The following is an 11,703-nucleotide window of genomic DNA, read 5'->3' as shown; positions in this document are numbered from 1 at the left end:
ACGAAAAAGCCCATTCTTAACGAGTAGGCTTTACATATTTAAAGTTTTAGAACCATCTTCTGCGTTTGAACAAAAAGACTCCAAAAGTGGATAGAATTATTGAAACTAAAAGTAAGATCCAGATGCCGTATTTGCTTTCTTCTAATCCGTTTGGGACGTTCATTCCGTACAAACTGGCGATTAGGGTTGGAATCATCAAAATGATTGAAATTGATGTCATTTGCTTCATGATGTTATTCATATTGTTTGAAATTACCGAAGCATAGGCATCCATCATTCCAGTTAAGATGTTGTTGTAAATATTGGCTGTGTCTTGCGCCTGATTTAATTCGATTTCAACATCTTCCAATAATTCGGGATCGTAACTAGCCTTGTGCGCTTTTAGATTTTTGATTCTTTGAAACAAAACGTCATTTGCTTTTAGCGACGTGATGAAGAATACAAAACATTTTTCGATTTGAAGCAGTGCCTGCAATTCTTCGTTTTTGATCGATTTCTCTAAATTATCTTCGGCTAATTTTATTTTCTGGTTGATTTGTTTCAGGTATTTTAAATACCATACGCTTGAAGACAAAAGCAATCTTAAAACTAAATTGAAGTTATCTTCTATGTCAATGTTTTTGCGCTGTGAATAAGCCACAAAATCTTTTATGATTTCTGTTTTATAAAAACTGATTGTAACGCAGATATCATCTTTAAAAATGATTCCGAGCGGAACGGTATGAAATGGAATTTTCACATCGCCGCTTTTAATAGGAATGCGCATGATAATAAGTGTCCAACCGTCTTCGATTTCGATACGAGGCCTTTCGTCGATATCCTCTATATCATTGTAAAAAGCTTCAGGAATTTGAAGTTCTTCTAATAAATAATTTTTATCTGATTCTGTTGGAGATTCGATGTGAATCCAGCAATTTGAAGTCCATTTTTGGATTTCTACCAATCCGTTGTTGTTTGTGTAAAAGGCTTTCATTTCAAAATACAGGTTTTTAGCGCAGCATTTTGAAAATTTCAAAAGCTGCTTAATTTAATACTAACGAATAATAATAATCGTCCATTTGGAGAAGTGTTATTTTTAAAGTGCTGCAAAAGTATCCTTTATTTTTAAGACCCGAAACTTTAAACTATTAATTATATATTAAAATGGCTTTTTCTGTTAGATTTCTAAACACATAGAAACATAGATATTCTAAATGCAGAAAAGACGCTTCACTTTTTGTAAATAAACATAGCGTAGCTATGCGAGAGAAATTTGTTTCTCTTTTATATTCTTTTTAGAAACCAATTCTATGTTTCTATGTGTTTAATTTTGCGATTACTCAATAAAAAAAGCCTGCTCGATAGAACAGGCTTTCATAATATTAAAAAAAGAAATTATTGATTTCTTGCGCTTCTCATTTTTCTTGCTAAAAGTGTATTTTTAAGCAGCATTGCAATTGTCATTGGTCCTACTCCACCTGGAACTGGTGTAATGAACGATGCTTTTTTACTCACGCCGTCAAAATCAACGTCACCTTTAATAACATATCCTTTTGGGTTTGAAGCGTCGTCTACGCGAGTAATTCCAACGTCAATGACGGTTACTCCTTCTTTTACCATATCTGCTTTTAAAAATTCTGGAACTCCTAAAGCTGTAATGATAATATCTGCATTTTTGGTGAACTCTGCCAAGTCTTTAGTTCGACTGTGCGTTAATGTAACTGTAGAATCTCCTGGATTTCCTTTACGACTCATCAAGATGCTCATTGGACGCCCAACGATGTGGCTTCTTCCGATTACAACAGTATGTTTTCCTGAAGTCTCAACTTTATAACGCTCCAACAATTCCATAATTCCAAATGGTGTTGCTGGAATAAAACTTTCCATTTCCAAAGCCATTCTACCAAAGTTTGTTGGGTGGAATCCGTCAACATCTTTATCTGGATCGATTGCTAATAAGATTTTTTGCTCGTCGATATGTTTTGGCAATGGTAACTGAACGATGTATCCGTCAAGATTATCGTCTTCGTTCAATTCCTTAATTTTTGCTAAAAGCTCCTCTTCTGTAATCGTTTCTGGTAAAGCAACCAAAGTTGAATCAAAACCGATTTCTTGGCATGATTTTACTTTACTTCCCACGTAAGTTAAACTTGCTCCGTTGTTTCCCACTAAAACTGCTGCTAAATGAGGCACTTTTCCTCCCGCTGCTTTTATGGATTGAACTTCGGCTGCAATTTCGTTTTTAATGTCGTTAGATGTTTTTTTACCGTCTAGTAGCTGCATGTGTTGTGTTTATTTTGTTTCAAGTTTAAAGTTTCACGTTACTGGCGAAACTTAATAGTTATGTAATTAAAAAAGTTTCAAGTTTTGGCCTCTTAATTTGAACCCTTAAACTTGAAACTTTGTCTTATTTTATCTCGGCATTCCTCCTGGCATACCACCCGGCATCCCTTTCATACCTCCCATCATTTTCATCAGATTTTTTCCGCCTGGGCCTTGCATCATCTTCATCATCTTGCTCATTTGGTCAAACTGCTTCATAAGCTGATTTACTTGCTCGACTTTAGTTCCCGAACCTTTCGCGATTCTGGCTTTTCTTTTCACGTCGATAATGGCTGGTTTGCTTCTTTCAGCTGGCGTCATCGAATAAATGATCGCTTCGATATGTTTGAAAGCATCGTCTTCAATTTCTACATCTTTCATGGCTTTTGAAGCTCCTGGTATCATTCCAACCAAGTCTTTCATGTTACCCATTTTCTTCACTTGCTGAATCTGCGTTAAGAAATCATCAAAACCAAATTCGTTTTTAGCGATTTTCTTTTGAAGTTTTCTTGCTTCTTCTTCGTCAAATTGCTCCTGAGCTCTTTCAACAAGAGACACAACGTCTCCCATTCCTAAGATTCTCTCAGCCATACGATCTGGGTAGAAAATGTCAATTGCTTCCATTTTCTCTCCTGTACCTACAAACTTGATTGGTTTGTTTACAACCGATTTGATTGAAAGTGCTGCTCCACCTCGAGTATCACCATCTAATTTTGTTAAGATAACTCCATCAAAATTCAAGATATCGTTGAAAGCTTTTGCTGTATTTACAGCGTCTTGTCCTGTCATAGAATCGACAACGAACAATGTTTCTTGAGGCTGAATTGCTTTGTGTACGCGAGCAATTTCGTCCATCATTTCCTGATCTACTGCCAAACGACCTGCTGTATCGACGATTACAACATTGAATCCGTTTGCTTTGGCGTGTTTGATTGCGTTTTGAGCAATCTCTACAGGATTTTTATTTTCTGGTTCTGAGTAAACCTCAACACCTATTTGATCTCCTACAACATGCAACTGATTAATCGCCGCTGGACGGTAGATATCACAAGCTACAAGAAGTGGTTTCTTGTTTTTCTTTGTTTTTAAGAAATTAGCTAATTTTCCTGAGAAAGTAGTTTTACCAGAACCTTGAAGTCCTGACATTAAAATAACCGTTGGATTTCCTGATAAGTTAACACCAGCAACATCTCCTCCCATTAATTCAGTCAACTCATCTTTTACCAGTTTTACTAATAATTGTCCTGGCTGTAATGTTGTCAATACATCTTGACCAATTGCTTTGTCTTTTACTCTTGCTGTAAAATCTTTAGCAATTTTAAAGTTAACATCGGCATCAAGTAATGCACGACGAACTTCTTTTAAGGTATCAGCAACGTTTACTTCTGTAATTTTACCGTGCCCTTTTAATATATGGAACGCTTTATCTAACTTATCACTTAAATTATCAAACATATCATTTTCTTTATATGAAGTGCAAAGATAATCTAATTAGATATTTCAGGCAATTTATTTTTTAAGGTTCAAAGTGGCAAAGTAACAAAGGCGCAAAGTTTTTTCTTTGCTGCTAATTACACCAATTTCACTGATTATTTCTCTCGCAGATTTAGCAGATGATTCAAATTTCTATTTTAAATAATTAAAAATTTAAATCTGCTAAAATCTGCAGAATCTGCGCGAAATAAATCTTTTTAATCCTTTTAATCTGTGGCAAACAAAAAAAGGCGCAAAGAATAAAAACCTTTGCGCCTTTGTGCCTTCGTGGCCATATCTTTTTAGAACTGGAAATAAATAAACGGCTGTGAACCGGCTACTGCTGTCGCATAAACAATCCAGTATACAAATCCTAAGATTATTGCTTTTATCAGTAATGGCGTTTTGTCGAAAACAGATTTCATTCCGTTTGTGAAAGTTTCTGGCAAGAAATGCCAAACATAACCAAACAACATTAATCCGAAAACATTTTTATATCCAAGAACAATTGTTTTCCAAAGTTCTGGTTCGAAAGTCAATTGTCCGATATTATTAATTACTTGTAATGCTGTTTCAAAATCTCTTGCTCGGAAAAAGATCCAACAGAAAACTACAAAGTGAAATGTAATTACGATTGAGAAAAATCTCCATAAGAAATTCGGACTTTTATCTTTTTTGGATGGAAAAAATTCCATGAATATTTTATGAACCGCCAAAGCCAATCCGTGAAGCGCTCCCCAAACAATAAACTGCGCTCCTGCTCCGTGCCACAAACCTCCTAAAAGCATTGTGGTAAACAAGTTAAAATTGGTTACTAAGGTTTGTTTTATTTTGCTTGACAGTAAAAACGACAAAGCAAAAATTAAAATACTGCTTCCTGCAATGATAAGCGGAATTATACTTTCGTTATAACAAGACATTCCCCAAAGCAATAATCCGAAGAAGAATAAACTTGGGAACAAAAATCCTGCGAAAGAACCTTCACGATTTCCACCAATTGAAATGTATAAAAAGTCTTTTAACCAAGTCGAAAGCGAAATGTGCCATCTTCTCCAGAAATCGGTAATCGAAGTTGATTTATATGGTGTTCTAAAGTTGACTGGCAATTTAAATCCAAGCAATAATGCAATACCAATTGCCATATCTGAATATCCTGAGAAATCGCAGTAAATCTGAATGGCATATCCGTACGATGCCATTAAGTTTTCGAAAGAAGTATAACTCATTGGCGTATCAAAAACACGATCAACAAAGTTTACCGAGATATAATTTGAGATTACGGTTTTCTTTATTAAACCTCCAATAATCAAAAACAAGGCATTGTTTACGTCTTGTTTTGTCAAATTTAATTTTTGATAAATCTGAGGAAGAAAATCTTTTGCGCGCACAATTGGCCCAGCAACTAATTGCGGGAAAAACGAAACGAAGAATAAATATTCGATGTAGTTTTTTGTCGGTTTGATTTCTTCTCTATAAATCTCAATAATATAACTCATCGATTGGAACGTATAAAACGAAATTCCAACAGGAAGAAAAACATTATGCAGTTCAAAATTACCATGAAACATATCGTTGTATGTCCCAATCAAAAAGTTCATGTATTTGAAATAGCCCAAAAGCGCCAAATTCAAAATAACACTTATCACCAAGTAAAATTTCTTGACGCTGTCTCTGCTTTCTCTGTAAATAATTTGGCTCAAACCATAATCTACAACCGATGAAAGCAATAAAAGAAGGAAGTAAATTCCACTTGATTTATAGTAAAAGAACAATGAGAAGAGGATAACATACGTTAATCTCAAATAAAATGTTTTGCGTAAAAAACCATACACAAAATAGAAAACCAGAAATAAACCTAAGAATAAACCGGTATTAAATAAAAGTTTTTCGTCTTCATTATAAATGAACCAACTTTTAACTTGTTCTATTGTAATTGCACCAAAGTTTTGAATGAACCAATTATTAATGCTCTCTATTGTCGTCAACTTACTTCTTTAATTTAAAATTATCGTATGATCTTAAAATCGCTTGAGTAAACAAATCTCCCTGTTTCTCGTATCCTTTTTTTGAATAATGAACCCAATCTGGCCCAATTAATCCTTGCACTTTTAATTGTCTGATTCCGCTCATGCCTCCAAATTCGTCGTACAAATCCCAAACCGCAAGACCATCTTTCTGAGCTATATCTATAATTTGTCTCGCATAATTATCAATATAAGTATTGGGCTTTCTTCTTAGCAATGATGGCGGAGGTGTCATTACAATTATCGGTGCATCTATTTTTTGTGCTCTGATATTATTAATAAATTCTCGTAATTCTTTAATATAATTTTCCGAATCCAGATGATCATAGCTTTCATTTGTTCCCAGTGAAAAAACCAGCAGATCGGGATGCAATGATTTCAATTGTTCAAAGAATAATGGATATTTATTGTAATCTGAATATTTAGCTCCGTTTACTCCAATTCCACTATAAATAATACCAGGAGTATCTTTTTCCAATACAATTCCGTTTAACTCATAATCCTTTGCTTCTTTGTTCGGAATCAAGAATATTCGGCTTAAAGCATTTTCCGAGTTGTAATAATGCGAAAAAGAATCTGATTCGATTGCTAACGGAACAAACTCTGACATTGAAATGGTCTTTGCTCTAGTTTCGTTTGTGGCAATTTTTAATGTTCTTCCTGCACGAATATTATTCCCTTTTAAACGATTGTCTCTTTTAATTTCAGCAATTGAAACATTGTATTTGTCTGCAATGGTCCCAAGTACTTCGCCTTTTTTAATCTTATGGGTAATAACTCTTCGCTCGGTTGTCTGAATAGAATTGATTTTAGACGAAATTGCCAAATCGAACATATTCTGATTCTGGGGCGTAATAATTTTTATTGTATTGAATTTATACGCTGGATCTTTAACATTCATTTCCAGAACAAATCCGCCAGAATCTCTCCAAAGGCCAATTCCGCTTATCCCAATCGGGCATTGTTTAAATGGGTGAATATTTCTATAGCTTTCCCAAGTTCTGTTAGATCGAAAACGTTCGTTGTAAGATCCATTTGTTTTGGCCAATTGATATGGAAATACTAAACCACGCCCAGCATTACCAAACCTCTGCTGCAATTTTTTTCTGATTTCATTGGTCATCAAGTCGCCTTGAATATGCGAATCGCCAATATGCACAATATTGATTTTTTGATTCTTCTGATCTTCGTTTTTTTCTAGTTTTTCAAAAAAATCACTTATCGCTTTTGCGTTATAAATCTGGCCATCAGAAGGAGCATCAATTGCTGCTGTATCCACTTTTTGAATCATACTTTTGGGTGTTGGCTGTACGTCTGTTTTAGGAGTTTTATCATTTGTTGTAAAAAAAAGACAACAAAAGAAAACCATAAGTTTATTTATCATACACTATCTTTTGTTACTGAAATAGAATCGGGTCTAGCTCTTTTTACTGGTTTTGGCTTAGTCCCTTCAGCATCTCTTTTTTGTCTGAGTACTTTATATTCTTCGTATCCTTTATTCAATTGTCCGTAAAGCAAATTACCAATTGCTTTTGCGCCACGCTGGTTAAAGTGCGTATAATCTTTATTTGCTTTTGCCGGAGTTTCGTCAACCCACTTTATCATAGAGCCGTCTCCACCCATCAAAGTATATAAGTTTACAAACCCTGCATGAGTTTCTAAAGCATAATGTTTTTGCGCTTTCATTAAAGGAACTACCGCTGAATCGGTTTTCATTTCCAAATCATATTTAGTCGATTTATCAGCAGTTGAAACGATTAAAATTGAAACACCAGGGAACGATTCTTTAATTTTATTAACGGTCTTTGTCATTCCTCTTTCATACCAAGAATAATTTTTAGTTCCGTAATTTAAAACGTTGGTTCCGTAATGAAGGATAACCAAGTCATATTTCAAACTATTATTGAAAGCCCTCATTACATCAGCATTGAACATCGAAATCGGAAGTCCTGAATTTCCTCTCTGAGAAAAATTATCTACGTGAACTCCGCTTCCGTTATCAAAATTAAAACCGTAAATCGGAATTGAATCTGCCTGAACAAAATTAGCTTTAAAAGCTTTTAAACTTCCCGATGAAACTTTTAACGTGTTCACTAAATTATTTGGAGAAAGGCTTTTCTTAATTGTATCTTTTCCGATAATGAAATTCACTTTTCCTGTTTTAGTAGCACGCCCATAAAACAATGTGGCGTTATCTAAAGAAGTTGAATATTTGTTCAATCCAGCTTCGTACTGAACCCAAGTCGGATTAGATTTATCATTTGCAAAAAACACATGTCCGTTAACTCCGAAAGGACTTGTCGGTCTTTTTACATTTAAGTAAGATTGCGTTTTCCAGTTTTTAGAATAAGTTGATTTTACAGAACCTCTCGAAGCAGCAGATTCTGAAGTAATAGGAACAAATCCAACTCCATTTCCTCCAAAACGTTCTTGATAATTGGCACGAACATCTTGAACGATTAAATCGCCATCAGTCATAGAATCTCCATAATAAGCGATTCTAACTTTGTTCTGCGGATTTTTCTCTAGCTGATACAGTTTCTCGTAAAAAGAAATCAGGTATTGATATCCTTTATAATTTTCGAATGTTTCAGCAGGAAATTCAATTCCTTCAGTTTCATCAAAAACAATTTTCTGCTGATTCAGTTCTTTTTCACTTTCAGCAATACTGTCTTTGTCCAGAGAAAGAGAATCTTCTGCCACAGATTCTAAAAGCAGACTGTCTATTAATATATTTTTAGAATCTAACTTACTCTCAGAAAATATTTTGTCTGGAAGGACTTGTTTGAATCCAATAAAAGCAACCAATGCCAAAGCAACAATCGCAAAAGACTGAAAAAAATAAGATTTTGTGTTCACTTAATAATTATAAAAAATATGAAGGACTGCATTCAAAAATTAAACCAATTCAATAATGTTTAATCTACAGCAGAAAAAATTTGTGCAAAGATAGAATAACATTTTGTTTCTATTTCATTTTAACAAGAAAGTAGAACAAAAAAAAGAGGTTAGAAAATTCTAACCTCCTTATCAAAAAAAAAATAAAAAAAACAAAGCTAATGATTGACTAGATTTTTGATGTTTTATTTAAGAGTACATTTTATAAAACAAACTATTCGAGATTAATACTCTTTATTAGAATGTAGTAGTGCTATTTGCCTGGTAAGCGAAATTAAAAGTGTAGTATGGCGACTCAGAAGTTAATGTTGGACTTGCAGGTGCATCTTTATAATAACTCAATATTTCAAATTTTGCATATTTACCATCGTGTGTTTTTACTACAAATACTTTTCCTGCAATAGGAGAAATAATATGAGTTTCTGCATTATAAGAATACCAACCTTTTCCGCTTCCTGTCGGAATTGAATAAACTGTTGATGCATCTTGAGCAAAAGTACTTGCCGCAGGAAATGCAGTTACACTAGCAAATGTACCAGACACAATGCTTACTGCGCCAGATCCTGTTCTTTCTGGTTCATCTGTAAGACCAATTTTAGCTCCTCCATTTACAATGATTGTAGTCCCACGGAAAGCAATATCCCAGCTATTATCTGTTACCAACTTATTTTGAGAAAAACTAAATTTTGCAAATGCGCCACCTGCTGGTTGTCCCTGCCCGCCTGTCTGCGGCGCAGCAATATTAGAAACTTTTGTAGTTACTACTGGTACTACTTCATTTTTATCGTCATCGCTACTACAAGATACTGTAAAAATAAATAATGCTAAAAGCGAAAGCTGTAAGAATTTTGTTTTCATTTTGAAAAGGTGTTAAATAAATATTGATTAAAAATTATATTGAATTCGTACAAAAAACTGTCGTCCTGCCAGGTTGCTAATTTGGCTAGGATCTGTAAAATCAAATAAATTATTAGCTCCCGCTTGAAGCATAAATTTATCTCCGATATATTTTGAAATTGATAAGTTTGTCAAAAAGTAACCATCTACAAATGTGTCATATTTGTCCAGTATCTGATTACCATTGGTGTCAAACATCCCATATTTGCTTCTATAAAAAACGCGTAAGTTGATGTCGGTCTTAATTTTAGGAATAGTGTAAGCAAACTTAACATTGGCCGTATGTTTTGACCTGTTAAACAATCCAAAATAATCAGATTTTTTAATTTGAATGGTTTGTAAATCTGAGTTACGGATATATTGGTAATCTTCGAAATTATCCAGAACCGATTTGTCTTTTGCTGTTAAAAACTGATAACCAAATGATATTGATAATTGTTTTGTAAAATCATATGTTGAATTAAACTCTAAACCGTAGGTGAAAATTTTACTGATATTAAAATAACTGAAGACATTCTGACCATTATTTTTTTGAGCAACAACACGAGTATCAATTAAATTCTCTATTGAATTATAGAAAGCATTGACGTCCAATCTTAATTTATTTTTCTTATAAAAAGTTCCAAAATTGACATTAATTGAGCTTTCTGGCTTCAACGGCTCACCAAAACTTACCCCGTCAACCCTAGACAAAAGCTGTCCTTGTTCTTCAAGTTGATCTAAGCGATCTTCTGCAACGTTGTATCCTAAAACCGTATATCCAACTGATGGATTTGTAAAGTCAAAATACAATTGGCGAAAATCTGGCGCTTTATATCCATAGCCTACGGAAGACTTAAGAGAAAAGTTTTCATTAAACTTATAGTTGACTGCTAGTTTCGGACTAAACTGTGAAGCATATTCACTATGATTGTCATATCTAAATCCAGCAAGAACATTCCATTTTCCTGTCGGATTATAATCGTATTGAATATAAACATATTGCGAATTAAAATTGACTTGTTTCTCAAAATAAGTCCTGTCTAGCGTCTCATAATTTAATCCAACTCCACCAGTTAGTTTATCATTTTTCAGAGAAATTGTTGTTCGAAGTTCTGGTCGAATTAACCATTGATTGTAATAGGCACTTTCAAAAACGATATTATTCTGGTCTTTTAAAAATGAATCATTTTTATAGTTTGTAGCATAAAATTCATATTCAGAATATACTTTCGAACTCCATTTATGTTCAAATTTTAATTGCGAATTCCATTCTTTCTCTTTGGCATCCCCCGTATAGTTTTCAGAATCTATAATTGCTCTATTATCCATTTTCATATCATAAAAACGGTTATTCACAATTAATTTTAGATTCTCCGAAAAGTCGTAATATATCTTAGGCTGAATAGTAAAATTGTAAAATGGTTCTAGATTCTTTAACGGTGTATTTTTATCTAAATCATAACCTTCTGTAGAATAAAAATTAGCAAAAAGATTAGCTGAGAATTTCTTCTTTTTCCACAGCAAATTTGTATTGGCATCACTGGTGTTAAAAGTTGCATATCGATAAGAAAGACTACCTGTAAACATATCTTTTTTTGGTCTTTTTGTAATTACGTTTATCACTCCTCCCATTGCTTCAGAACCATATAATGCAGAAGAAGCGCCTTTAACAATTTCGATTCTTTCTATATTCCCTACTGAAACCCTTGATAAATCTAAAACACCAGAACTTCTCCCTACTAATGGTACACCGTCAATTAAAATCATGGTATAAGCGGCATCCAATCCCTGCATTTGAATTCCTTCAAAACCACTTTCGTCTGGAATTAAAATAATACCGGTCTGTTCGCTTAAAATTTCATTTAATCTTGTAACGCCTGACTTCATAATAGCTTCAGATGTAATAATTGTCATGGGTAAAGGCAATGACGAAAGCACTCTTTCCGTTCTAGTTGCAGTAGTAACTTTAACTTCTGATAATTCATTTGTTTCGACACTATCTTTTTGAACCTCTTGAGAAACAGAAATTTGACAAAAAAGCACAACAGTAAAAAGAGTTATTTTAAAATTCATTATTTTTATTCAGTCTTAATAATCGATGCAAATATATAACTATTTTTAATTGTTC

The 11,703-nt window shown here is 33.7% G+C and carries 8 protein-coding genes; all 8 read right to left on the bottom strand.

The features are described 5' to 3' along the window. Positions 1-46: 46 nt before the first annotated feature. Positions 47-973 (bottom strand): magnesium transporter CorA family protein, encoded by a 927-nt coding sequence (locus BLP44_RS16920; RefSeq protein ID WP_091134675.1) that lies wholly within the window; start codon positions 971-973, stop codon positions 47-49. A gap of 401 nt (positions 974-1,374) precedes the next feature. Beyond that, a complete protein-coding gene (locus BLP44_RS16915; RefSeq protein ID WP_091134673.1) occupies positions 1,375-2,262 on the bottom strand; it encodes a bifunctional 5,10-methylenetetrahydrofolate dehydrogenase/5,10-methenyltetrahydrofolate cyclohydrolase in 888 nt (295 codons plus the stop codon). Positions 2,263-2,391: 129 nt separating this feature from the next. Beyond that, positions 2,392-3,756 (bottom strand): signal recognition particle protein, encoded by a 1,365-nt coding sequence (ffh, locus tag BLP44_RS16910; RefSeq protein ID WP_066033631.1) that lies wholly within the window; start codon positions 3,754-3,756, stop codon positions 2,392-2,394. Between the two features lie 320 nt (positions 3,757-4,076). Then, a complete protein-coding gene (locus BLP44_RS16905; protein ID WP_091134671.1) occupies positions 4,077-5,759 on the bottom strand; it encodes an MBOAT family O-acyltransferase in 1,683 nt (560 codons plus the stop codon). A 1-nt stretch (position 5,760) separates the two neighbouring features. Then, positions 5,761-7,182 (bottom strand): GDSL-type esterase/lipase family protein, encoded by a 1,422-nt coding sequence (locus BLP44_RS16900; RefSeq protein ID WP_091134669.1) that lies wholly within the window; start codon positions 7,180-7,182, stop codon positions 5,761-5,763. Beyond that, positions 7,179-8,657 carry an SGNH/GDSL hydrolase family protein gene (locus BLP44_RS16895; protein ID WP_091134667.1) on the bottom strand — a complete coding sequence of 493 codons (1,479 nt, stop codon included), beginning with the start codon at positions 8,655-8,657 and terminating at the stop codon, positions 7,179-7,181. Before BLP44_RS16895 ends, BLP44_RS16900 begins: the two co-directional genes overlap by 4 nt. Positions 8,658-8,933: 276 nt before the next feature. Beyond that, positions 8,934-9,554 carry an HmuY family protein gene (locus BLP44_RS16890; RefSeq protein ID WP_091134666.1) on the bottom strand — a complete coding sequence of 207 codons (621 nt, stop codon included), beginning with the start codon at positions 9,552-9,554 and terminating at the stop codon, positions 8,934-8,936. A 27-nt stretch (positions 9,555-9,581) separates the two neighbouring features. Next, positions 9,582-11,648, bottom strand: a complete 2,067-nt coding sequence (locus BLP44_RS16885) for a TonB-dependent receptor plug domain-containing protein (protein ID WP_091134664.1) — start codon at positions 11,646-11,648, stop codon at positions 9,582-9,584. Positions 11,649-11,703 lie beyond the last annotated feature (55 nt).

It is taken from the genome of Flavobacterium anhuiense, from assembly GCF_900101855.1.
Classification (GTDB): Bacteria; Bacteroidota; Bacteroidia; order Flavobacteriales; family Flavobacteriaceae; genus Flavobacterium; species Flavobacterium anhuiense.
Note: the sequence above shows the minus strand (reverse complement) of the source record. Positions and strands in the feature narration are given on the sequence as shown.

Coding starts and splice junctions, on each gene's coding strand:
- BLP44_RS16920 (WP_091134675.1), bottom strand. CDS start 973: ATGAAAGCCTTTTACACAAACAACAACGGATTGGTAGAAATCCAAAAA.
- BLP44_RS16915 (WP_091134673.1), bottom strand. CDS start 2,262: ATGCAGCTACTAGACGGTAAAAAAACATCTAACGACATTAAAAACGAA.
- ffh (WP_066033631.1), bottom strand. CDS start 3,756: ATGTTTGATAATTTAAGTGATAAGTTAGATAAAGCGTTCCATATATTA.
- BLP44_RS16900 (WP_091134669.1), bottom strand. CDS start 7,182: ATGATAAATAAACTTATGGTTTTCTTTTGTTGTCTTTTTTTTACAACA.
- BLP44_RS16890 (WP_091134666.1), bottom strand. CDS start 9,554: ATGAAAACAAAATTCTTACAGCTTTCGCTTTTAGCATTATTTATTTTT.
- BLP44_RS16885 (WP_091134664.1), bottom strand. CDS start 11,648: ATGAATTTTAAAATAACTCTTTTTACTGTTGTGCTTTTTTGTCAAATT.